This window comes from Roseibium aggregatum IAM 12614, from assembly GCF_000168975.1.
Classification (GTDB): domain Bacteria; phylum Pseudomonadota; class Alphaproteobacteria; order Rhizobiales; family Stappiaceae; genus Roseibium; species Roseibium aggregatum.
Genome location: NZ_AAUW01000008.1, coordinates 82,796 through 105,773 on the forward strand (window position 1 = coordinate 82,796; position 22,978 = coordinate 105,773).

25 protein-coding genes are annotated in these 22,978 nt (G+C 59.9%); 6 read left to right on the forward strand and 19 right to left on the reverse strand.

The genetic code is table 11. The features are described from left to right. Positions 1-222 precede the first annotated feature (222 nt). Together SIAM614_RS31990 and SIAM614_RS12370 are read right to left on the reverse strand one after the other, a co-directional pair. Positions 223-426 (reverse strand): hypothetical protein, encoded by a 204-nt coding sequence (locus SIAM614_RS31990; RefSeq protein ID WP_006934896.1) that lies wholly within the window; start codon positions 424-426, stop codon positions 223-225. A gap of 31 nt (positions 427-457) precedes the next feature. Further along, the gene (locus SIAM614_RS12370; RefSeq protein ID WP_006934898.1) at positions 458-643 is read right to left on the reverse strand and encodes a YdcH family protein; all 186 of its coding nucleotides are present in this window, start codon (positions 641-643) and stop codon (positions 458-460) included. Between the two features lie 121 nt (positions 644-764). Here SIAM614_RS12370 and SIAM614_RS12375 point away from each other — a divergent pair, with 121 nt between their 5' ends. From SIAM614_RS12375 to SIAM614_RS12385, 3 genes are all read left to right on the forward strand, one after another. Next, a complete protein-coding gene (locus SIAM614_RS12375) occupies positions 765-1,694 on the forward strand; it encodes a LysR substrate-binding domain-containing protein (RefSeq protein WP_006934900.1) in 930 nt (309 codons plus the stop codon). A 138-nt stretch (positions 1,695-1,832) separates the two neighbouring features. Further along, the gene (locus SIAM614_RS12380; RefSeq protein ID WP_040440045.1) at positions 1,833-2,153 is read left to right on the forward strand and encodes an antibiotic biosynthesis monooxygenase family protein; all 321 of its coding nucleotides are present in this window, start codon (positions 1,833-1,835) and stop codon (positions 2,151-2,153) included. Positions 2,154-2,281: 128 nt separating this feature from the next. Next, on the forward strand, positions 2,282-3,136 hold the full coding sequence (locus SIAM614_RS12385; RefSeq protein WP_006934903.1) for a GNAT family N-acetyltransferase: 855 nt from the start codon (positions 2,282-2,284) through the stop codon (positions 3,134-3,136). Between the two features lie 14 nt (positions 3,137-3,150). Here SIAM614_RS12385 and SIAM614_RS12390 read toward each other — a convergent pair whose 3' ends face one another. From SIAM614_RS12390 to SIAM614_RS12400, 3 genes are all read right to left on the reverse strand, one after another. Then, positions 3,151-4,476 carry a GNAT family N-acetyltransferase gene (locus SIAM614_RS12390; protein WP_006934904.1) on the reverse strand — a complete coding sequence of 442 codons (1,326 nt, stop codon included), beginning with the start codon at positions 4,474-4,476 and terminating at the stop codon, positions 3,151-3,153. Between the two features lie 90 nt (positions 4,477-4,566). Beyond that, on the reverse strand, positions 4,567-5,346 hold the full coding sequence (locus tag SIAM614_RS12395; protein WP_006934905.1) for a glycerophosphodiester phosphodiesterase family protein: 780 nt from the start codon (positions 5,344-5,346) through the stop codon (positions 4,567-4,569). 84 nt (positions 5,347-5,430) lie between these two features. After that, on the reverse strand, positions 5,431-5,898 hold the full coding sequence (locus tag SIAM614_RS12400) for a RidA family protein (protein ID WP_006934907.1): 468 nt from the start codon (positions 5,896-5,898) through the stop codon (positions 5,431-5,433). A gap of 276 nt (positions 5,899-6,174) precedes the next feature. Between SIAM614_RS12400 and SIAM614_RS12405 the strand changes: the two genes are divergently transcribed. Beyond that, positions 6,175-7,047, forward strand: coding sequence for a cell envelope integrity EipB family protein (locus tag SIAM614_RS12405; RefSeq protein WP_040440047.1), 873 nt, complete (start codon positions 6,175-6,177; stop codon positions 7,045-7,047). Between the two features lie 44 nt (positions 7,048-7,091). Here SIAM614_RS12405 and SIAM614_RS12410 read toward each other — a convergent pair whose 3' ends face one another. Genes SIAM614_RS12410 through SIAM614_RS12420 form a run of 3 tightly spaced genes read right to left on the reverse strand, consistent with a single transcriptional unit; the run spans position 7,092 to position 9,400 of the window. Then, positions 7,092-8,408 carry a DNA polymerase IV gene (locus tag SIAM614_RS12410; RefSeq protein ID WP_081455238.1) on the reverse strand — a complete coding sequence of 439 codons (1,317 nt, stop codon included), beginning with the start codon at positions 8,406-8,408 and terminating at the stop codon, positions 7,092-7,094. 31 nt (positions 8,409-8,439) lie between these two features. Then, entirely contained in the window at positions 8,440-9,132 is a 693-nt protein-coding gene (locus SIAM614_RS12415; RefSeq protein WP_006934910.1) for an HAD family hydrolase, read from the reverse strand. After that, positions 9,125-9,400, reverse strand: a complete 276-nt coding sequence (locus SIAM614_RS12420) for a DUF3572 domain-containing protein (protein ID WP_006934911.1) — start codon at positions 9,398-9,400, stop codon at positions 9,125-9,127. The genes SIAM614_RS12415 and SIAM614_RS12420 overlap by 8 nt, the downstream gene beginning before the upstream one ends. A 161-nt stretch (positions 9,401-9,561) precedes the next feature. Here SIAM614_RS12420 and SIAM614_RS12425 point away from each other — a divergent pair, with 161 nt between their 5' ends. Next, a complete protein-coding gene (locus SIAM614_RS12425) occupies positions 9,562-9,933 on the forward strand; it encodes a response regulator (RefSeq protein WP_006934912.1) in 372 nt (123 codons plus the stop codon). 360 nt (positions 9,934-10,293) lie between these two features. Next, positions 10,294-10,542: a hypothetical protein gene (locus SIAM614_RS32740; protein ID WP_157139825.1), complete on the forward strand. Its 249-nt coding sequence runs from the start codon at positions 10,294-10,296 to the stop codon at positions 10,540-10,542. Here SIAM614_RS32740 and rpmG read toward each other — a convergent pair. The 11 genes from rpmG to SIAM614_RS12480 all read right to left on the reverse strand — a co-directional run bounded on the left by rpmG (position 10,535) and on the right by SIAM614_RS12480 (position 22,876). Next, complete coding sequence (gene rpmG / locus SIAM614_RS12430; protein ID WP_006934913.1) at positions 10,535-10,702, reverse strand: 50S ribosomal protein L33; 168 nt, start codon at positions 10,700-10,702, stop codon at positions 10,535-10,537. The genes SIAM614_RS32740 and rpmG overlap by 8 nt on opposite strands. 156 nt (positions 10,703-10,858) lie before the next feature. Then, a complete protein-coding gene (locus SIAM614_RS12435) occupies positions 10,859-11,380 on the reverse strand; it encodes an AAA family ATPase (protein WP_006934914.1) in 522 nt (173 codons plus the stop codon). 58 nt (positions 11,381-11,438) lie between these two features. Continuing rightward, on the reverse strand, positions 11,439-12,185 hold the full coding sequence (locus SIAM614_RS12440; RefSeq protein ID WP_006934915.1) for an NUDIX hydrolase: 747 nt from the start codon (positions 12,183-12,185) through the stop codon (positions 11,439-11,441). Continuing rightward, the gene (locus SIAM614_RS12445) at positions 12,182-12,652 is read right to left on the reverse strand and encodes a DUF983 domain-containing protein (protein ID WP_006934916.1); all 471 of its coding nucleotides are present in this window, start codon (positions 12,650-12,652) and stop codon (positions 12,182-12,184) included. The genes SIAM614_RS12440 and SIAM614_RS12445 overlap by 4 nt, the downstream gene beginning before the upstream one ends. Next, a complete protein-coding gene (gene rnr / locus SIAM614_RS12450; protein WP_006934917.1) occupies positions 12,649-14,901 on the reverse strand; it encodes a ribonuclease R in 2,253 nt (750 codons plus the stop codon). The genes SIAM614_RS12445 and rnr overlap by 4 nt, the downstream gene beginning before the upstream one ends. Before the next feature lie 62 nt (positions 14,902-14,963). Continuing rightward, the gene (gene topA / locus SIAM614_RS12455) at positions 14,964-17,627 is read right to left on the reverse strand and encodes a type I DNA topoisomerase (RefSeq protein WP_006934918.1); all 2,664 of its coding nucleotides are present in this window, start codon (positions 17,625-17,627) and stop codon (positions 14,964-14,966) included. Positions 17,628-17,815: 188 nt separating this feature from the next. After that, positions 17,816-18,952, reverse strand: a complete 1,137-nt coding sequence (gene dprA / locus SIAM614_RS12460; protein ID WP_006934925.1) for a DNA-processing protein DprA — start codon at positions 18,950-18,952, stop codon at positions 17,816-17,818. Further along, on the reverse strand, positions 18,949-19,614 hold the full coding sequence (plsY, locus tag SIAM614_RS12465; protein ID WP_006934926.1) for a glycerol-3-phosphate 1-O-acyltransferase PlsY: 666 nt from the start codon (positions 19,612-19,614) through the stop codon (positions 18,949-18,951). Before plsY ends, dprA begins: the two co-directional genes overlap by 4 nt. A 114-nt stretch (positions 19,615-19,728) precedes the next feature. Continuing rightward, a complete protein-coding gene (locus tag SIAM614_RS12470; RefSeq protein ID WP_006934928.1) occupies positions 19,729-20,508 on the reverse strand; it encodes a DUF3108 domain-containing protein in 780 nt (259 codons plus the stop codon). A 92-nt stretch (positions 20,509-20,600) separates the two neighbouring features. Further along, a complete protein-coding gene (locus tag SIAM614_RS12475; protein WP_006934930.1) occupies positions 20,601-21,902 on the reverse strand; it encodes a dihydroorotase in 1,302 nt (433 codons plus the stop codon). 17 nt (positions 21,903-21,919) lie between these two features. Next, positions 21,920-22,876, reverse strand: coding sequence for an aspartate carbamoyltransferase catalytic subunit (locus SIAM614_RS12480; protein WP_081455246.1), 957 nt, complete (start codon positions 22,874-22,876; stop codon positions 21,920-21,922). Between the last annotated feature and the right edge of the window lie 102 nt (positions 22,877-22,978).

Sequence of the window (22,978 nt, forward strand, 5' to 3'; positions counted from 1 at the left end):
GGGCGGCGCTGAAGGGGACATAGTCGGTTGATGATTTCAGGCGGTGCCCAGGGCTGTCGCCAAAAAGGCGGCCAGGCAAAAAAACGCGGCTTCCCACAAGGCAGATAAAAAGAAACCCGCCCGCGAGGCCTGCGGGCGGGGTGTCCAGCTTGATGGTTTTAAAAGGGCCGGATGGCGGAAGTCCGGTGGGCAAATAAGCCGTCCTTTTTGTGGGCTAGCGCTCTAACGCGCCGTGACCATCTCGCGCTGGACTTTGCTCCTTGCGGTCTTGACGTTGTCGAGCACCTTGGGGCAGGTGGTGTCCGACGTCTGTTTTTCGCGCAGAAACGAGGCCATTCGGGCGTCGATATCCCTCAGGCGGGATTGTCTGGATGGCGCGCGGTGCAACGCTGCAAAAGGTGAAAACATGGGCAGAAACGGGTTCATTCAACCCTCCCGATTGGCGTGGTGAAGTGGTTTAGTACGCGAGCTGCGGAGCTCTGAGGCTGGTTTCGATCCGCGCGATCTCGTCCCGTAACCGGAGTTTGAATTTCTTCAGGGACCGTATGTGCTGCGTATCCGGATAGGGGTGCAATTCCTCCCTGCGGATAAGGGCATCCAGGGTGTTGTGCTGGCTGCGCAGCGACTTCAGTCTGTTGTACATCGCCTTCCTCCTCTCGTGGGCCGTGTCTTGGACACCCTTGATATGGTGGCTGAACGAGAATAGATGAAATACATTGTTTCGATTGAGTTGATAGAAGTTCTCTATCGATTGCGGAGGTGCAATGCGGTTTCGGCCATCGTCACGGCAACTGGACTATTTTGTTGCGCTCGCAGAAACCTTGCACTTCGGCAAGGCCGCTGCACGGTGCCACGTGTCGCAACCGACACTTTCAGCCCAGTTCAAGCTGCTTGAAGACCAGCTCGGCTGCACATTGCTGGAGCGTGGCAGCGGTGGCATCAGCCTGACGGCCTCCGGCGAACGCCTGCTGCCGCTCGCACGGCGCGCACTCGAAAATCTCGACGAAATCGTGACACTGGCTCAGGCGGGACAATCAAATCTGGGCGGTTTGATCCGCCTCGGCGTCTCGCCCACATTCGGGCCGTATTTCATGCCCTTTCTTCTGCCGATTCTGAAGCGTGAGTTTCCGCTGCTTGAACTCTATATCCGCGAAGACAGGCCGAATCTTCTGGAAGAGGGACTGATGTCCGGGGCGCTCGACTGCATACTGACGCCGGATTTCGCAGCGTCGGATCAGTGGACCGCGCGGGTGCTGTGCCGGGAAAGCGTTTCTCTTGCCGTGCCGAAGTCGCACCCGTTGGCCGGGGTAGACGTGATCCCCGTTGAAATGCTGCGCGGTGAGAAGTTGCTCGCGCTCGGTCAGGGCTTTCGTCTCCACAACGACGTTCAGGCGCTGGCGCACGCTGCAGGGGCTGATTTCCGGCAGGACTATGAAGGCACAAGCCTTGACGCCTTGCGTCAGATGGCCTCGATCGGCATGGGGCTGGCACTCTTTCCGGCCGCCTACATTGCCTCCGAGTTCGGCAAGGAGCCGGACCTTCTGTTGAAGAAGGTCGAGGGCCTGCCGATGCGCCGGATGATGTATCTCGTCTGGCGTCATGGGTCTTCCCGCACAACTCATTTTGAAAAGCTGTTGTCGCTTGCGCTGCAGGCAGTGGGAAACATGAACGTTGACGGGATCGAACCTGCCTGAGGGATGACTTGAAGCCGGATCAGGGCTGCCGGGCGGGGGAGCCGGGAAACCCGTTCTGCAGGTCCACGTAATCCTCCCCATATTGCCGGTCCCGCAAAAACGTGCCAGCCTCGAAACAAACGGCGGAGGAGGAGAGCCATGCCCGAAATTTCAAGCGACCGAGACTGCCAGACCGTCATTACCACCTTCGAGATGACGCCGGGCACCTGCTACGACCTTCTGGACGAGTTGAAGGACGCCTACGAGAATTTCATTCGCCATCAGCCGGGATTCATCGGTGCGGGACTGCATGTGAACGATGCGCAGACCCGGATCGCCAATTATTCGCAGTGGCGCCGGCGGGAAGATTTTCTGGCAATGTTGCGCACCCCGGAAATGCGTGAGCGCAACCGGCGCATCAGTTCGCTGTGCAAAAGCTTCGAGCCTGTGATGTACGACGTCGCGGAAGCCTTCGACTGACCAGACTTTGTTTGCCTGAAAATGCCGGCGCCGGTCTCTGAAGATCGGCGCGGCCGCATGATCGGCTTTCCCGCAGGAGGGTTCGGTGCTAGGGTTTGCACCTTCCTGAATTCCTTCGGAAATTTCCCATGACCTATCAGATTGTCGATTGCCGCTCGTTCGAGGCTGCCCAGCTTTGCGAAGCCTTGAACCTGGCGTTTTCGGATTACGTTACGCCGATGCATCTGAGCGAAGAGGCCTTTCGGGAATTTCAGCGTCAGCGCGGGTTTTCTTCACAGCACTCCTTTGCAGCCGTGGCAGGGACGGAGATTGCTGCCTTCTGGTTTTCAAGCGCGCCCAATTCGGAATACGGCAACCGGGCCTATACGTTGTCCGTCGGCACGAGCCCGGCCCACCGCCGCAACGGCCTGTCGCGGCAACTGCTTGAGGCGGTGATCGAAAAACAGCAGAAGGTGGGGTCGAAAGGCCTTCAGCTTGAGGTCATCACGACCAACGGCAAAGCCGTTTCCGCTTATGAGGCCTTCGACTTTCGCCGCGAGCGGACGCTTGGTGTGTTTCGCCTCATAGAGAGCAAAGCGCTTGCGGCGAAGGCGGGAGACTGGTCTGCCTGCAAGATCGGGCTCGACGACCTGCCGGAAGATACGAGCGCCTTCTTCGACACACAGCCGACACCTCAGAACGGCTTTGCAGCGCTGCGTGGCCTTAGCCCGGATATCCATCTTCTGGCCGTCCGCCGTGGTGACGATCTTCTGGGATGGGGCGCAAGTTTTGCAGATGGGGCGGTTGCGCAGATCGCCGTTCACAAGGACCATCGCCGAAACGGCATCGGCAGCGCCTTGCTGCATGGGCTGATGAAAGCTGTCGGTAAATCTGACTTGCGGTTCGTCAACGTCGATGCCGCCACGCAAAGCGCCAACGCCTTCCTGCGTCAGGCAGGTGCGGAGGAACTGCTTCAGCAATATGAAATGCAGCTTAATTTTTAAGGGAGCCTGAGAGGTCAGGTTTCCTGGTCGGTCTTGCGGAACGGCGCGTGTTCGGCAAGCGCCTCGTTCTCGCGCTCAACGGCGAGACGCTCATGTTCCAGAAAATCGGCGACAGCCTGATGCAGCCCTTCATGGGCGATCCAGTGGGCTGAGTAGGTCGTTGTCGGCAGATAGCCACGCGCCAGCTTGTGGGCACCCTGTGCGCCGGCCTCCACGCGCTTCAGCTTGTTGACGATGGCAAAGTCGATTGCCTGGTAGTAGCAAAGCTCGAAATGAAGGAACGGATGATGCTCGGTGCAGCCCCAGTGGCGCCCGAACAACGTCTGTGAGCCGATGAAGTTGAGGGCGCCCGCAATATATTGGCCGTGCCGCTTGGCAAGCACCAGCAACGTGCGGTCTGCCAGCCTCTCGTTGATCAGCGAATAGAATTTGCGGTTCAGATAGGGGCGGCCCCACTTTCGTGAGCCCGTGTCCATGTAGAACTTGTAAAACGCGTCCCAGTGCGCCTCCGTCAGATCAGATCCGGTAACCCACTCCACCTCGATGCCGTCGGCGCTCAGAGCTTCGCGTCGTTCCTTCTTCACCGCCTTGCGCTTGCGGGACGCGAGATCTGCCAGAAAGCCGTCGAAACTGTCGTAGCCGTTGTTTTCCCAGTGAAACTGCTGATCTGTCCGTTGCAGATAGCCAAGGTCCCCCAGAGTGTCCCACTCCGACCTGGTCAGAAAAGTTGCATGAACGGATGAGGCCCCGGAGCGCTGACACACCTGTACCAGACCGGCTGCGAGCGCCTGCAGCCCCGCCTCACGGTTGACGCCGGGCCCCGTCAGAAACCGGCGCCCGGTGGCCGGCGTAAAGGGGACGCTGATCTGCAGCTTGGGGTAATACTCCCCGCCGGCACGGTAAAACGCATCCGCCCAGCCGTGGTCGAACACATATTCGCCCTGCGAATGGCTTTTGAGATAGGCAGGAACGGCACCGAGGATCTTCCCGCCGCCATCTTCCAGCAGCATATGTCTTGGCAGCCAGCCGGTCGCTTCCGTGGCACAGCCGGATGCCTCCAGGGCCTCCAGAAAGGCGTGGGACAGGAAGGGGTTGAAATCGACGTTGTCGCTGGCCGGTTCAGAGCCGCCACCGAGTGCTCCGGAGAGCTCGGCCAAGGCCTCGCCTCTCGGATCCTTCTGCAACTGCCCCCGACCGGAAAGCTGCCAGCCCGGATTGGCCACCTGGTCCCAGTTGGAAGCAGAGACATCCTTCAGGGAAGACAGAATGCGCAAGGTGGCTGTCTGTCCGCCGTCGTCATGCGCCGGGGAGTTGCTGTCGGTGGACCGGGAGGAGGTCATGCGTCAGAAAAAACCAAGGTTGAAACCATCCTCTTGATGTAGCGCTGGCATTTTGCAGTGCAAGAGGTTGCGACCGTGTGATGGCTAATTCTACACCGACCGGGCCGCGCCCCTGTCTGGATCGAAGCCTTCGAAAACGATCTGGTCGGCGTAGCGGTTGGCCTTTTCCCGTTGTTCCGTAGTGCGCACGGTCCACGACATCAGCGGCACCTTGAACACCGACCGCAGCAGGCTGGGGCCGGCCTTGGGCAGGTCCTTGACGCCATAGGAAATGAAGTGCGGGCGCGTGCGCGGTGCATGCAGGATATGGCGCAGGATGAAACGGTCGACGCGGCTGTAGCGTGCATAGTCAGGACCCGGCTCGGCACCGTCGGCGACGATGCCGCGCAGCACCGAGGCGTTGCGCGCCTTTGCGATCGACAACATGTCCGGATCGAACGACTTGATGCAGGCAGGGCCCTTGTAAGCCGCCACATGGTCGGTGACATGGCGCACGAAGTCCATTTGTGCGTCACGGCGCATCAGGGACTTGATCTCGATCACCAACGGCACGCGGCCGTCGACAAGGTCGAAGAGGTCCTTCAGCAGCCAGAGCCTGTCCGTTCCGGTCTTCAGGTGAATATTGGTGAGCTCGGAAGCGGCAAGATCGATGACCCTGCCGGTTCCCTCCGCCAGCCGTTCCAGCGTGTAGTCATGGAACACCAGAGCTTCGCCGTCAGCCGTTTCCTGAACGTCCACCTCGATCGCGAAATTCTTGTCGATCGCATGCTGGATGGCGGTTGGCGTGTTTTCGATGACGCCGTTGTCGGCATCGTGATAGCCGCGGTGGGCAATCGGGCGGGCGAAGATTGCTGCGAGTTCCGGTGTCATGGCGGCGGGCTCGGTTGAAAAGAAATGCCTCGCCGGCCGGAATGGCATCGGGAGGAGCAGGGGGCGGGAACCCTCAGGTATCGGTCAGTCTTCGATTTCGAAAATCGCTTCGATCTCGACAGCGGCACCGAAAGGCAGGGACGCGGCACTGACGGCAGAGCGCGCATGTCGGCCTTTATCGCCCATTGCCTCAACCAGGAAGTCGGACGCACCGTTGATCACCTGGGGCTGGTCGGCAAATTCACCTGTGGAGTTCACGAACCCCACGATCTTCACAAGCCGGGCAACCTTGTCGAGATTTCCCGTGGCCGCTTTTGCCTGTACCAGCAGGTTGATGGCGCAAAGCTTTGCTGCGGCCTTGCCTTCGTCGATCCCGAGACCGTCACCCAGCTTGCCGGAAACCTGAAGCTTGCCGCCCGCCATCGGCAGTTGGCCGGAAACGAAGAGCTGATTGCCTGTCTTCACGAAAGGCACGTAATTCGCCGCAGGGGCCGCTGCTTCCGGAAGGGTGATGCCAAGCTCGCTCAGCCGAGCTTCGATAGCGCTGCTCATAGGAGGCTCCAAGTTTGAGAACTGTCGGCGTGTCTTGGCGTAATTCGTCTGAGGTGACAAGGCCAAAATGGGGCGTGTACGGTAAAAGGAAACTGTGGAGGAGCTTGGTTTCGTGAGCCCTGGCCCCCACCTTAATATCACGATTTGTGAAATAACAGGCCATCGGGGCTTTAGGCGAGGCCGTACATTCACGGTGGCGGAATGTGCAGTTTGCCGCATAATGTGTGGAACCGGTCCAGGTAGCGTTTCCACCCGGACAAGAATGAGGTTTTTTTGATGCAATGCGTTCCGAAGTCAGTGTCCACGACCGTTGGTGCGATCGTTCTTGCCGTCACCGCTTATGCGGTGCCTGGCACGACCGGCGCCAACGCGAGCGGCGCTGCCGGTTTTAAGCTCGTGCCCCATCGTGCCGTTTACGACATGAACCTGGGAGACAGCGAGGAGCAAGCCGGAATTGCCGGTCTGAGCGGGCGCATGGTCTATGATTTCTCCGGAAGCGCCTGTGAGGGATACAGCGTCAATTTCCGATTTGTCACCGAGTTCCAGGACACAGATGGCGGGTCCCAGATCACAGATCTGCAGACCACCTCGTTCGAAGAGCCTCGTGCCGAAAGCTACCAGTTCCTGTCCAAGACCTTTGTCGACCAGAAGCTGGTTGAGGCAACTCGCGGGACCGCGCGCAATGGCAAGAAAGTACGCACCGTCGAATTGAAGGAACCTTCGGAAAAGTCGCTGGAGATCGGCCGGGAAGTACTGTTTCCGACGGAACATCTTCTGACGATCCTGAAGGCTGCCGAAGCGGGTGTGCATTTTGTTGCGGCCGATATCTATGATGGCGCTGAAACCGGAGAGAAGGTTTACGCCACAACGACGGTGATCGGTGCCAAGGCTGTCAACGATGCAACGACCGACGCCGACCATGTCGACGCTCCACTGTCGGGCAAAAGCTACTGGCCTGTCACCGTTGCCTATTTCGATCCCACTGCCGAAGACGCAAGCGGAGAGCTTTTGCCGGTCTACCAGCTTTCTTTCTGGCTCTATGAGAATGGTATCAGCGGTCACCTGAAGCTCGACTACGGTGATTTCACCATTCACGGCAAGATGGCGTCCCTGGAGCTTTTCGACGAGACCGAATGTCCGCAGCAGTAACCGGGACTGGCTATCCGTTCAAAACATCACCGATGGCGGGCCGATTACGGCTCGCCATTCTTTTTGGCTTCCTTCGCTGCGCGTGCCGCGTGCGTGAGGCCGAGTTCCACCGCCGAGTTGCCGAATTTGTCCCTCAGGCGGTCCACGGCCAGTTCCGCACTCTTCCGCCGTTCCGCTGCCTGGTCGAGCAGGTCTCTGGGATCGGCCCGATCCGCATTTTCCAGATCGCTGACGCCAATGCCGATAAGCCGGAACCGGCGGCCATCGGCTTCGATCTGAAGAAGGCTTTCGCCAGCGGCATAGATCTTGTCGGCCAGTTGGGTCGGATCGGAAAAATGCCGGGCACGGGTGATCGTCTTGAAGTCTGCGGTTTTCAGTTTCAGGGTGACACCACGTCCTGAGAGTTCGGCTTTCTTCAGCCGGGCTGACACCTTTTCCGCAAGGTTTCTGAGGATAGGGCGCAGGGTGTCGACGTTTGAGATGTCGGTAAAAAACGTGGTTTCCGCAGAAACGCTTTTCGCGCCGCGCTCGGGCGTGACCTCCCGGCTGTCGTCACCGTGGGACAGGCGGGCAAGACGCAACCCGATGCTGCCATACCTGCGGGCGAGATCCGTTGCATCCATTTCCTGAAGCTGGCCGATGGTCCGGATGCCGTCCTTCTCCAGTTTCTTCTGGAACACCTTGCCAACACCCCAGATACGACCCACCGGCATGGTGGCCAGAACCTCTTCAGCTTCTGCAGCGCCAATGATGGAAAAGCCACGCGGTTTTTCCAGATCGGAGGCAAGTTTTGCCAGAAACTTGTTGGGGGCAAGGCCGACGGACGCCGATATGCCGATGTCGGTTTCCAAGTCGCGTATGAAGCCGGCGAGGGTTTCAGCGGGCGACTTCTTGTGCAGACGTTCGGTCCCCGTCAGGTCGAGAAAGGCTTCATCGATGGACAGGGGCTCCACAAGTGGCGTGAGCGCCCGCATACGTTCGCGGATCTCTTTTCCCACGCTTGCGTATTTCGCCATGTCGGGCTTGATCACGATCGCCTGCGGACAAGCCTCGAGCGCCTTGAACATGGGCATTGCGGACCGCACACCATAGATGCGGGCAATATAGCAGCATGTGGACACCACTCCGCGCTGGCCGCCACCCACGATGACAGGCTGGTCCTGAAGCTCCGGATTATCGCGCTTTTCAATCGAGGCGTAAAAGGCGTCGCAATCGATATGGGCAATGGCCAGCGTGTCGAGCTCCGGGTGCCTGGCCAGCCTCGGGCTGCCGCAACGAGGGCACCGCGCGGCCGACGGGGCAGGGCGGGCACCGCAGTCTCGGCAAAGGGCACGTAAGGGCGGAGCGGTTTGGGACACGATGCTAGCAATCGGCTGCGGTGCGGACGGGCAATCAGCCGTTCTGGTGGTTTCGGCTCGAGCCTTGCAGAATAGCGCCGATAAAGGCGGCCGTCTCCTGCCAATCGCCGCTCAGAAGGTCGATATGGCCGGCCTTTTCGGTCGCGTTCAGAAACCTGGCATCGGCGATGAACTGGATCTGGACAGCAGACGGCAGTGTCGCGTGCACGGACGCATGATTTGTCGGACTGTCGTCAATGAAGACGACCGGCTCCGGACGGCCGCGGGACAGGGCTGCCACAGCACCGCCCTTGGGCCCCGAATTCGTCAACAAGGGGAAGGAAATGCCAAGGCCGGCCAGCAGCTTTTCCCGTGCGGGTTTGTTGTGACCACCGGGCAGATTTGTCAGCAGGATCACGTCCCAGTCGTCCGCCAGTGCATTGAGAGCGTCGCCCGCGCCGGGCACCATGTCCTGAGAATGGCTGACCTCGTCGAAGAACTCGAGCAGAAGCCTGCGAACGTCATCGGACGACAGTGGCTGCCGGTTATCCCGCCGGCCGATGTTGCCGGTCAGTCTGTATTCGTATTTCAGGAAAGCCAGTTCGCGCGCATGAAGGTAGTTTTCCAGATGCGCGATCAGATGCAGGATCACTTCATCGACATCGCAGACGATCAAGGGACGGCTTGATACCGGCAGTGCCTGGATCTGGCTCAGAACCTCGGGCAGTACCTGCGTCGGCTCAGGCATAATCTTCGTCTCCACCGGCGATCGCGTAGCGTGCGGCCGCCATCATTGTCGGCCGTATTCCGGCGTTTTCACAAAAGGCAAGCAGCAGCGCCTCGTCCATCATGTAGAACTCGAGCACCCCGGCCAGAAAGCCCGGTTCACCCGCCGCTTCTCGAATCATTTCCGGCCCAATCCCGGAAAAAGCCAGAAACCTGCCGATCTGTTCGGGGTCCCGGCTGAGCTGCAGAAGGGCTTCAGTGGCAATTCCTTGTGCTTCTTCAACGGACAATGACTTACTCTGTATATTTTTCATTGTGTTTTTTTGCCTTTCTGAAACGATTCCGGGTTAGAAGAAATTTAATGCGGACCGGGGAAGGGTTCTACCGCGGACTAAAACGTGCTGCGAAGATAAAATGGGACCGGCAAGTGGCCGGGTAAAGGGCCGGACATATGGCAAAATCCGTGTTGATCGTCGAAGACAACGAGCTGAACATGAAGCTGTTTCATGATCTGCTCGAAGCGCACGGCTATAATACATTGCAGACCCGGACCGGCATCGAAGCGTTGCAGTTGGCCCGTGAGCATCATCCCGATCTCATCCTGATGGATATTCAGCTTCCGGAAGTTTCCGGGCTTGAGGTCACCAAGTGGATCAAGGAAGACGAGGACATTGCGTCCATCCCGGTTATCGCGGTGACGGCTTTCGCCATGAAGGGTGACGAGGAGCGTATCCGTCAGGGCGGCTGCGAAGCCTATATTTCCAAGCCGATCTCTGTCGCAAAGTTCCTGGAAACAGTACGCGCATATCTTGGCGAAGCATAACGGGCTGCCCGGCGAGGGGCTGCAACCGGCAAAGGTTTCAGCAAGGTTTCACGGTTGAATGGCTCTGCCGCCCGCGGATATACCGCGCGAATCGCAAATCCTCGTGTTCACGCGCTCTTCATATTAAGGTTACGGATTTACTAAAACGGCATTGTTTCTGTGCATATTTTGCGGAATATATTGCAATCAGGCAACATTCAGGTAGGGTGACCCGCAGGTCAGGGTTTTCCCTGATCGCCTCTATGACGTGGTTAAGAACGCTGTTGCGTCAAAACAGGCAAGACAGTTTCCCCTCGGAGTGCTCAGGTCCGCCGCATCTCCTGGGTCCGTGGGGCAGGTCGGCAGGGAACCGGCCGATGAGTGGCCTCCTCGAATGCCGTGTTCCCGCCGACCACTAATTTTTCTGGTGAAAACAAGAGAAGCAGCGTCAGCAGCAATGCTGAAACTGCTTCGTCGTGCCTTTCCATCGCCAGGCCTGACTTTGCCAGGCATGTGTCGCGACGCTCAATTGACTCGGTAAAACTCCAGCAATTCTTTCTGTCAGACATCAAAAAACCCGCCGTTTCCGGCGGGTTCTTGAAAGGTCGTCTGAAACCGGATCTTACTTGATCTTAGTTTCCTTGAACTCGACGTGCTTCTTTGCAATCGGGTCGTATTTCTTTTTGACCATCTTCTCGGTCATCGTACGGGAGTTCTTCTTGGTGACATAGAAGAAGCCGGTGTCAGCCGTGGAGAGGAGCTTGATCTTGATTGTTGTCGCCTTGGCCATGGCCTTGGATCCTGTTCTCTGTTGTCGGGCAAAGAGTTCTTGCGGCCAGATGGCTGGCGATGAATCTGCCCCAATGTCTGAAATCAGCGCGCAACCTACTCATCGCAGCGCGAAAGTCAAGCACTTGCTTAGGTCCGGCCGCCTTTTCAGGCCATCTCAGCCATTCTGCCGCAGGGCTGTCAGAGCCTTCATTATCGCATCGACCGATTGATCCACAGTCAGACTGAAGCTGTCCAACTGAAGACGGGGTTCTGTCCACTGTTCGTAGGCATGTTTTTGAACCTCAAACCACCGGGGCAGGGTCTGCCCATCGATCTCAGAGGTCCTGCTTTCGACGCGATTTCTGTGTTCATGCTCATCCGAACAGATGATTTCGACATTCAACAGTGCTGCCCCGGCAGACTTCGCGGTGTCCGCCCACAGTTGCCGGGACTCGGCCACCGGATTGACCGTGTCGGCAACGACGTTGTGGCCAAGTTCCAGATTTCCGGCAGCGATCGCTGCAAGAGCGAGATATCCGGCATCTTCGGGAGCATGAACGTTCAAGGCGCTGCGCTTCAGCGCAGTCTCAACGGAATCGACGCGCAGGAGAAACGCGGGCAGGCGCTGGCAAAGTGTCTTGGCGATGGTCGACTTGCCGACGCCGGGCAAGCCGGAAAGCGAAATCAGGAAGGGCATCTCTCGAAATAAGCCTTCGTGCGCCGTAAGCCCGGCGATGCGTCGATCGCAGGTGGCCTTAAAGCTCCTGCTTCACGAAGCCGCCCTTGCGGAAGAAATAATAGGGGACAGGAGTTGCAGGAGAAAGGTCTGGGTCTTTCTCCAGCCTGTTTTCCAGATCCGTCAGGATCTTGTTTGTGATCATCGGCATGTCTTTCTGCCGTGCTTCTTCAAACGTCAGCCAGGCGCAATCTTCCAGTTCCCCGGACGGCCCTGTGCCAGTGGGCAACCTGTCGGCAATAGCATCGGCCCAGACGGCCAGAAAACGGGTGTCGAAGCGCCGCGGGCGTTGCGGTGGGGTGATGGCCCTCGCAATCATGCGCAGGCCGCCCAGGTCCGGCTGTATGCCACGCTCGGCAAAAGCCTCGAAGCCGGTGCCGAGGCGAAGACCACTGCCCTGCGCCGGACGGCCGATGAACAGGCCGGCCTCTTCATAGGTTTCCCGAATGGCCGCCAGTGCCAGCGCACGAACACGCGCAGCCGATTTGGCGTTCTTCAGGTCGCGTGTCAGCTTGGCTTCGACATCCGGATGATAGGGAAGCACGTCGGTGATACGGGAATCGGCGACATCCACCCGCCCTCCCGGGAACACGAACTTGCCCGGCATGAAGGCATGGCGCATGTGGCGCCGACCCATCAGAAGCTTGACCGAGCCCTGGTCGTCACGGTCCAGAATGAGCAGCGTCGCGGCATCTTTGGGACGGATATAGGGGTAATTTCCGGCTTTTTCGTCTTTCGCCAGTTGCTTTTCGAACGAACCGTTCATGTGATCCTTTCGGAAGGCACCGGGATGGGAGGCGTGTCGTCTTCCGCGTCCGGGTCAAAACCATGCATGTAGAGCGCCCACTGCAGACCGATCAGCGCTCCCTTGATCGGTCGCAGCAGCGACAGCGACAGGATCAGCGTCAGCGGTACCCAGAGGGACATGTGGATCCACAGCGCGGGGTGCCACAACACTTCCACGGCCAGAAGGCCGGGGACGATGATATGACCGACAATGGTGATCGTGAAATAGGGCGGGGCGTCGTCTGCCCGGTGATGATGGAACTCCTCACCGCAGACAGAGCAGGCATAGTGAGGCTGAAGGAAGCCATCGAACAATTTGCCTTCACCGCAGTTCATGCACCGGTTGCGCGCACCGCGCAGCATGGCCTGCAAAACGTTGCGCCGCGGCTTTTCGGAAACCGTTTCCGGCTTTTCCAGTTTGTCGTGCAGTTCATAGCGGACCGTCACGAAGACCTCCTTCGACCCTGTTTCTTCGGTGAGGTCTTGCCGCGTCCGCCCTTGGGCGGCCCGCGCCGCACCTTGGGTGCGGCTTTCCGGATGCGTTTGCCGGCAATGGTACCGTGGCTTTGCAGTTCGAATGTCAACGCACCGGCAAAGGGGGCTGCTTCCACCAGCCGGACCTCAACCTGATCGCCAAGTTGGTAGGTCTCGCCGGTTTTGTCACCTATCAGAGCATGCGACCCTTCGTCATAGCGGTAATAATCAAGGCCGATGGTGGAGGCCGGCACAAAGCCGTCTGCCCCAGAGTCAGACAGGCGAACGAACATGCCGGACTTGACGACCCCGGCAATTCTGCCCTGGAAGGTCGCGCCGATCTGGTCGCTCATCCAAAGGGCGATCAGACGGTCGATGGTGTCGCGTTCGGCAAGCATGGCCCGCCGTTCTGCGGCCGAGATCTCGGCGCCGATGGCCTCCAGCTTCGTCTCGATGCCTTCCGGCAGGCCGTCGTTGCCGAGGCCGAGTGCGGATATCAGCCCACGGTGAACGATAAGATCGGCATACCGGCGGATCGGTGAGGTGAAATGCGCATAACGCCTCAGGTTCAGCCCGAAATGGCCGATGTTCTGCGGGGCGTATTCTGCCTGGGCCTGGCTGCGCAACACCACCTCGTTGACGAGGTTGGCCTGGGGCGTGTCCTTCACCTTGGCCAGAATGCCGTTGAAGGAGGACGGGCGCAGCCCTCCGGAAGAGGGCAGCTTTATGTTGAGCGTCGACAGGAAGTCTTTCAGGCTTTCCAGCTTTTCCGGCGTCGAGGCATCATGGATGCGGTAGAGCAGGGGTGTTTTCTTCCGCTCCAGCGTTTCGGCGGCGGCCACGTTCGCCTGGATCATGAATTCTTCGATCAGCTTGTGAGCGTCGAGACGCTCCGGCACATAGACATGATCGACAGTCCCGTCCGGTTTCAGCTTGATCTTGCGTTCCGGCAGATCCAGTTCCAGCGGTTCGCGCGCCTCGCGTCCCTTCTTCAGCACTTCATAAGCCCCCCAGAGGGGCTTCAGGACGCCGTCGAGCAGGGTTTCGGTCTTCTCGTCCGTCGTGCCGCCAATTGCCTTCTGGGCCTGCAGATAGGAGAGTTTTGCCGCAGAACGCATCAGCACCCGGTGGAAGCTGTGCCCGGTCTTGCGCCCGGTCTTGTCGAAGATCATCCGCACGCCAAGCGCCGGTTTGTCTTCCTTTTCTCTCAGCGAGCAGAGCTGGTTGGAAATGCGCTCCGGCAGCATCGGGATGACCCGGTCAGGAAAATAGACCGAGTTGCCGCGCAGGTTCGCTTCCCGGTCCATGGGCGATCCGGGGGTGACGTAATAAGCGACGTCCGCGATGGCCACGTAGCAGATGTAACCGCCTTCGTTGGCAGGGTCGTCGTCCGCTTCGGCGAAGACGGCATCATCGTGGTCTTTTGCGTCGGGCGGGTCGATGGTGATCAGCGGCACCTGCCGCCAGTCCTCGCGCTTGCCGAGTTTCTCGACGGGCTTTGCGCTCTCGGCCTGCGCTTCGACGGCCGCCGGGAAGACATGCGGAATACCGTGCGACTGCAGCGCTATTTCCGATACAGCCTTTTCCGAATTCATCGAGCCGAAGCGCTCGACGACGGACGCGACGGGATGGCCGTAGCGGCCGGAGCGCGTCACCTGAACGCTGACAAGATCACCGTCTTCCGCGTCTTTCAGCTCGCGCGGATCGATGTCGAGTTCCCGCTGCTTGCGGTCAATCGGCTCGAGATAGTGCGGGCGGCTGCCGTCGCGCTTCCGCAGAATGCCGAGAATTGCCCCCTGACGCTTTTCCAGAACCCGGATGACGCGGGCAACGTGATCTGCTTCGGGGCTGCCTTCGGCTTCGGTCAGGCGAACGAGTGCCCGGTCACCGAGGCCGGGTTGCGTTGCCTTTGTCTTACCGGTCAGGACAAGAATTTTCGGCGGGGTACCGGCCTCCTCGTCCCAGTCGACCGGGGTTGCGATCAGCTCGCCGTCCTTGTCGCGCGCGATCAGGTTGGCCACAAATACCGGCGGCAGGTCGCCCGGACGGATCATGCGCTTGTTGCGCTTTTCCATGAGGCCGTCGTCGGTCAGGTCCTTCAGCATCTTTTTCAGATGGATGCGGGCGCCGCCGATAATGCCGAAATGGCGGGCAATCTCGCGCTTGCCCGCACGTCCCGGGTTATCGGCAACAAACGCGAGAATATCCTCGCGAGAGGGCATTTCACCCGGAACCTTGGCGTGTTTTCGATTGGTGTGCTTGCGCGTGTTAATTCGTTTTGCGCTCAACTCGCATCATCCCAGGGCACCTCGTCGGACGACGCATCAACCTTGGCCTTCGCGGATGACTTCGCCGTCGTCTTCTTGGTGGCCGTCTTTTTGGTTGCCGGTTTCTTCGCAGCCGCTTTCTTCTTGGTGCCGCCCTTGGAGGACTTCGCCGCGATCAACTCCAGTGCCTGTTCCATCGTCACGGCCTTGGGGTCGGTGTCCTTCGGCAGCGTGGCGTTGATCTTGCCGTGCTTGACATAAGGCCCGTAGCGACCGTCGTAGACATTGATCGGGCCGCCTTCGGACGGATGCTCGCCAAGTTCCTTCAGCGGCGTTGCGGCCGCGCCGCCACGGCCACCGCCCTTGGCACGTTTCTGCGCCAGCGCATCAACCGCACGGTTGATGCCGACGGAGAAAACCTCGTCCGCTGTGGAAAGGTTCGCATAGGTACCTTCGTGCAGCACGAACGGCCCGTAGCGGCCGATCCCGGCCGTGATCATCTTGCCGTCTTCCGGGTGCGGGCCGACTTCGCGTGGCAGTGACAGAAGCTGCAGAGCCTTCTCAAGGTCCATGTCCGGCGCGGACCAGCCACGGGGCAGGGACGCGCGTTTCGGCTTGGCTTCTTCGCCCAACTGAACGTAAGGGCCGAAGCGGCCTTTGCGCAGGGAAACATCAAGACCGGTTTCCGGATCGGTGCCGAGAACCTTCGGGCCATCGTCACCTTCGCCGTCCTCACCGCTCGGCTTGCCGAGCTGCCGCGTGAAGCCGCATTCCGGGTAATTGGAGCAACCGATGAAAGCGCCCCAACGGCTGACCTTCAGGGAAAGCTGGCCGCTGTCGCAAGACGGACACTTGCGCGGATCGGAACCGTCTTCCTTCGGCGGGAAGATATGCGGACCGAGCAGCTCGTTCAGGGCGTCGATAACATGGGCAACGCGCAGGTCCTTGATCTCGTCGACAGCACCGGAAAAGCCGGTCCAGAAATCGCGCAGCACGTCGAGCCAGGAAAGCTCGCCGGCGGAAATCTTGTCGAGTTGTTCTTCCAGGCTCGCGGTGAAATCGAACTCCACGTACCTATGGAAGAAGCTTTCCAGGAACGCGGTAACGATGCGGCCCTTGTCCATCGGGACAAGCTGCTTCTTGTCGAGCTCGACGTAGTCGCGGTCGCGCAACGTCTGCAGCGTCGAGGCGTAGGTGGACGGCCGGCCGATGCCGAGCTCTTCCATTTTCTTGACGAGGCTGGCTTCGGTGTAGCGCGGCGGCGGGGTCGTGAAATGCTGCGAGGCTTCGATTGCCTTTGCAGTTCCATCGATCGAGGCTGCCGTCAGGGCAGCGCCTTCATCGACGGCCGGCAGACGCTTGGAGTTTTCGTCTTCCTCGTCGTCGCGACCTTCCTGGTAAAGCGCAAGGAAACCGTCGAACCGGACAACGGAGCCTGTGGCCCGCAGATTGGCACGCTTTCCGGAGCCGTCGGCAAGGATCTCGATGGTGGTGCGTTCCAGCACCGCCGATTCCATCTGAGACGCCATGGTCCGTTTCCAGATCAGCTCGTAAAGCTTGGCCTGATCCGGATCCAGGAACCGGGCGACATCCTTCGGATGGCGCGAAAGGTCCGTCGGCCGGATCGCTTCGTGCGCTTCCTGGGCGTTCTTTGCCTTGGAGGTATAGACGCGTGGTTTTTCAGGAACGTATTTGTCGCCGAAATCCTTGGCGATGACGGAGCGGGCAGCCTCGATTGCTTCTCCGGCAATCTGAACGCCATCGGTACGCATATAGGTGATGAGACCGGAGGTCTCGCCGCCGATGGCAATCCCCTCATAAAGCTTCTGCGCCACCTGCATGGTGCGCGAGGCGGAAAATCCGAGCTTGCGCGAGGCTTCCTGCTGCAAGGTAGAGGTGGTGAATGGAGCTGCCGGATTGCGCTTCGCGGGCTTTGACGCGACACTATCGACCTTGAAGCTGGCGCTTTCCAGCATGGTCTTGATCGCGGCGGCTTCCGCCTCGTTGTTGATGTCGAGACGGCCGATCTTCTTGCCATCGAACCCGGTCACACCAGCCTGGAACATGTCCCCGGTCGGTGTCTTCATGTTGGCGAAGATCGACCAGTATTCCTGCGGCTTGAAGGTTTCGATCTCCATTTCCCGGTCGCAGATCAGCCGTAGGGCGACCGACTGGACGCGGCCTGCGGAACGAGCACCTGGCAGCTTGCGCCACAGGACGGGAGAGAGGGTGAAGCCGACGAGGTAATCAAGGGCCCGGCGGGCGAGATAGGCATCGACCAGCGGTGTATCGAGCTGGCGCGGATTGTCCATCGCCTCCAGGATCGCTTTCTTGGTGATCGCGTTGAAAACCACGCGCTCGACCTGCTTGTCCTTCAGCACCTTCTTTTTCTGCAGCACTTCCAGAACGTGCCACGAAATCGCTTCCCCTTCGCGGTCGGGGTCAGTCGCGAGAATGAGGCGGTCGGCATCCTTGACCGCACTTGCGATTTCGCTGAGCCGCTTCTGTGCTTTCGCATCCACTTGCCAGCTCATGGCGAAATTGTCGTCCGGCAGCACCGAGCCATCCTTGGCCGGGAGATCTCGCACATGGCCGTAGGAAGCCAGAACCGTATAATCGGAACCGAGATATTTGTTGATCGTCTTGGCTTTCGCCGGCGATTCCACAATGACGACGTTCATTCTTACCCAAATAATTTTTGCCGGATACGGAGCCCCCGTCCGGTGGAGAAGGTGATCTGAGTGCTAATTCAGTGGCGCAGACGATCAAGGATCAAGCGCCGCCTGTCAAATGGACCTTTGATCCTTCCGGGTCAAGCGGTTCGGTCCAGATACGGGTTATCCACTGAGATTCAAGGAAATTCGGACCTTTACATCAAAGCGGAGATTTTGTTGCCGCGATGTCTTTCCAGCCGTCCGGCAAGTTCGAGTTCCAGAAGGACGACGTGAACTGACCGTGCGTCGCCGTCTGCAAAGCGGATCAATTCGTCCATATCCACCGGCGTGGGTCCCAGCGCGGCCAGCACGCGCTCGCGCAATTTTTCGTCCGGGTCGGATGGGCTCAGCGGCGTGGTTTCGCTGTCTTCACGGAATTGTCTGCCGAAGGGCAGGGTGGGTGCCAGCCGGCCGTCGAGGCCTTCCAGAACATCGTCGGTGGTCGAGACAAGCGTGGCGCCCTGCCGGATCAGCCCGTTCGCACCTTCAGAGCGCGGATCGAGAGGAGAACCGGGCACCGCGAAGATGTCCCTGTTCTGTTCAAGTGCATAACGAGCGGTATGAAGCGAGCCGGAGGCCTTTGCCGCTTCAATGACGATGACGCCCAATGAGAGGCCCGAAATCAGCCGGTTGCGCCTTGGAAAATCCCGGCTGCGGGGTTTCCAGCCCAAGGGCATTTCGCTGATGACGGCGCCGCCTGTTTCAAGAACTGCCGCGAGCAATCGGTCGTGCTCCGGCGGATAGAGCACATTGATGCCTCCGGCGAAGACGGCAATGGTCCCGGTTTGCAAGGCGGCTTCATGGGCGGCGGCATCGATCCCGCGGGCAAGGCCGGAGACGATGGAAAAGCCCTCGGCGCCAAGGCCATGCGCAAACCGTGCGGCGAGTTTTCTACCCGAGAGCGAAGCGTTACGAGAGCCGACGATGGCCATCATGCGCTCGCGGGTCAGCGCGGATGGGCCACCCTTGACGGACAGGAGCGGTGGCGGTCCATCGATGTGCCGCAGGTGCTGTGGATAGTCGGGTTCGTTGAGCCCGACGAGCCGGGCACCGGTCCGTCTGTGAGCGTCCAGCTCGGCTTCAGCATCTTCAACGGAACAAATGCGTCCCGTCTTGCCGCCGCGTCTGGCAAGATCGGGAAGCAGCTCAAGTGCTCTTTGGGCAGTGCCTGCGTGTTTGAGAAGTTCGGAGAATGTGACCGGGCCGACGTTTTCCGAACGGATCAGCCGGAGCCAGGCCAGGCGCTCCGCTTCGGAGAGGGCGGTCGGTCGATTGTCAGAGATGGGGTTCACGCGCTTTCGTCACCGGTCGCGGCAGAAGCCTCAGCCGACGGTTTCGATTTCGCGCCGATCTTGCTTTCTTCGCCGCGCAGAAGCCTGCCGATGTTCTCATGATGCTTGGCCCACAGCAGGACCGACAGCAATACGAACATTTGTGCGATCTGCGCCTGATGGAACACGAAATAGAGGATGATCGGGGTCAGCAAGGTTGCCGTCAGTGCCGACAGGGAGGAGTAGCGGAACAGGAAGGCCATGCCGATCCAGATGCCTGCGGCCAGCAGGAACATAGGCCAGAACAGGCCAAGCAGAATGCCGAGATAGGTCGCAACACCCTTGCCGCCCTTGAACTTCAGCCAGACGGGAAAGAGGTGCCCGAGGAACGCGCCAAGGCCTGCGATCAGGGCCATTTCCTGGCCGTAAAAATGATTGACGATAAGAACGGCAACCGTGCCCTTCAGACCGTCACCTAGCAACGTCGCGGCGGCCAGCGACTTGCGCCCGGTGCGCAGCACGTTGGTGGTGCCGATATTGCCCGAGCCGATATTGCGGATATCGCCAAGCCCGGCCATGCGTGTGAACAGCAGGCCGAAGGGTATCGAACCGAGCAGATAGCCGAAGGCGAGGGCGCCGAGATAGTAGGGCCAGGCAAGTGCCCAGCTGATCGGTTCTGGCACGCGATACTCCAATGACGTGCATAATTAATAGCCACCGCAATGTAACGGCATGGCGGCCCGGATCAAGCCCGCCAGCAGTGAAAAGAGTGTCTTTGCAGGGAAATAGCGCGAGTTCTATTCCGACAGCTTGTATTTTTCCGCCTCCACCAGCAGCGACCCGAACGGAAGAGAGATGCTGGCTCTGAGCGGTACCAGATACGGCTTGTCGCCAACCGGTGCGAGCCAGACTTCCATGGACTTGTTGGCCGCGAGCTGCTGGATCGACTTGCGCTTCGGCCTGTGCCCCGAAATGGGCTCATAGCGGACGCTGCAGACAAGAACATCGCCCTTGAACCGCCCGTCCGACGTTCTGGTGGCCTTGCGGGATTTGTAAAGCAGGTGCACGTCGTAGCGTTCCTTGCCGTCGAAGATCCGCAAGGTTCTGTTGCAGCTTTCCCTGGCCAAGCCTTGCGGCGCGGGCAGAACGGCGGCTGTCAGCGGATCAAGAACGCCCTTCAGATGTGCTGCCGTTACCTTGATCCGCTCTTTCATCCGGTCCTGCGGCGGCTGAACCGCGACATCGTCGACAGACCCTTTGCGCATTCGCATGGACACGGTCCCGGTCTCGTCTTCGCTTTTCAGGTCAAGATCATAGCGGGCCGGCTCCAGATCGAGTTCCCGGGCGGTTCCAGCCACTTCGACGGTGCCTTTGCCATCTGACACGAGCCGTCCAAAGGCTGCAGTCTGGCCATTGGCGCTGACGTTATAGGATTTGCCGTCGACATCCAGAGACAGGACGCCGGAGCCGATGGGCAGTCCCAGGGCATAGAGCTTGTATTTCAGGTAGAGGTCTGACGCCGAGGCGCTGCCGGTAAACAGCGTGGGTATCAGAAAGACGAGGGCAATCAGACGCATCTGCGTGTTCCGTTCGAAATTCCGTTCGCGCCACGTTCAGGGAGAATTGTGGCGCGAACAGGATAATTGGACGAACGCAAACAAAGACTTGCCTATGCGTAGTTGAAAACCGTCTTGCCGCCGACAACCGTTCGAAGCACCCGTCCGGAAAAGCGGGCGTCCTCAAAGGGAGAATTCTTCGAGCGCGATTTGATGGCACTCTTTTCCAGAACCCACGGACGTTCCGGATCGAACACGGTCACATCCGCCGGTGCCCCCTTGGAGAGACGTCCGGTTTCAAGTCCCAAACGATCCGCCGGGCGGCAGGTCATGGCGCCGAGCAGGGTGACCAGGTCGACCTGTTCGGAATGGTAGAGCCGCAACGCGGCCGCCAGCAGGGTTTCCAGGCCAATGGCACCGTCTTCCGCTTCCGCCCAGGGGTGACGCTTGGTTTCCACGTCCTGCGGGTCATGGTTGGAACAGATGATGTCTATGGTGCCGTCGGCCACCGCCGCAATCATCGCCTGCCGGTCATCCTCGTCGCGCAGCGGTGGAGCCATCTTGAAGAACGTCCGGTAGGCGCCGATGTCGTTTTCATTGTGGGTGAGGTGGTTGATCGACACCCCGGCCGTGATGTCCAGCCCTTTCGCCTTGCCGGCGCGGATGACGTCGGCGCTGTCGGAGGTGGATATCAGGTTTGCGTGATACTTGCCCTTGGACATGGCAACAAGGCGCAGGTCCCGCTCCAGCATGATGATTTCCGCTTCGCGCGGCACACCGGAAAGGCCTTTCCAGCTTGCGTTGAGGCCGGCGTTCATGACGCCGCCGGCGAGATCCGGATCTTCCGTGTGATGGATGACCAGCGCGTCGAAGTCGCGGGCATAGGTCATCATCCGGCGCATGACCTGGGCGTTCTTGACCGATCTGTGGCCGTTGGTAAAGGCGACGGCGCCCGCTTCCTGCAACAGGCCGATCTCGGACATTTCCTCGCCCTTGAGCCCCTTGGTGAGGGCGGCCAGGGGCAGCACGTTGACGATGGCCGTGTCGCGCGCCCGGCGCAGGATGAAGTCGACCAGCGCGGGATCGTCGATGACCGGGTCCGTGTCTGGCATGATGCAGATTGTCGTCACGCCGCCGCTGGCGGCAGCCTGGGAAGCGCTGGCCAGCGTTTCGCGGTGCTCGGCGCCTGGTTCCCCGACAGAGACGCAGAAGTCGATCAGGCCGGGACAGGCAATCGCGCCCTTGCAGTCGATGATTTCCGCGCCGTAGGGCGAACCCTGGTTGGCGGCTTCCGGCCCGGCGGCGAGAATGGTGCCGTCCGCAATGATGACCGATCCAGGTGCATCCAGGCCGCGTGCCGGGTCGATCACTCTGGCGTTGGAAAGAACCAGAGGTTTGGGTGTGTCGTAGGCCACGTTTCTTGTCCCCTGGATCAGTTGTTCGGCAGATTGGCGGCAAGGGCTTCCAGCACGGCCATACGCACGGCAACCCCCATTTCCACCTGTTCGCGAATAAGGCTTTGCGCGCCATCGGCAACTGAAGCGTCGATCTCGACACCGCGGTTCATCGGCCCCGGGTGCATGACAAGGGCATCGTCCTTGGCATAGGCGAGCTTTTCCGCATCCAGCCCGTAGTAGCGGTAATACTCCCGAACGGAGGGAATGAAGGCACCGTTCATGCGCTCCCGCTGCAGGCGCAGCATCATGACGATGTCCGCCCCCGCCAGACCTTCCTTCATGCTGGTGAAAACCTCGACACCCATCTTGGCAATGCCGGACGGCAGAAGCGTGGAGGGCGCGACAACGCGGACGCGTGCTCCAAGGGCGTTCAGAAGAATGATATTGGACCGGGCAACACGGGAATGGGCGATGTCTCCACAGATCGCGACGGTGAGCCGCGCGATCTTGCCCTTGTGGCGCCGGATGGTGAGGGCATCGAGCAGAGCCTGGGTCGGGTGCTCATGCGGGCCGTCGCCGGCATTCACCACGGAGCAGCCAACCTTGCGCGCCAGCAGGTGCACCGCACCGGCTGCGTGGTGGCGGACCACAAGAAGGTCCGGGTGCATGGCGTTCAGCGTCGCTGCCGTATCGATCAGCGTCTCGCCCTTTTTCACCGAGGACTGGGACACTGCCATGTTCATCACATCCGCCCCGAGCCGTTTTCCGGCCAGCTCAAACGAACTTTGGGTGCGGGTGGAATTTTCGAAAAAGAGGTTGATCTGGGTTCTGCCCTGCAGGACCAGCCGTCGTTTGCTGATCTGGCGGGAAACCTCGACGGCTTCTTCCGCCCGGTCCAGAAGGCCCAGAATTTCGTGGGGGTGAAGGCCCTCTATGCCCAGCAAATGACGATGGGGGAAAGGGCTGTCTCGATGGGTGTTGCTCGCGGTCATCGAGATCATCCCTATAAGGGGGAACGCCCCCTTCGACAAGCCAGGAAAACGCATCATACCCGCTGTCCACACACACGCTAAATATTTGATCGGCTGGACAAA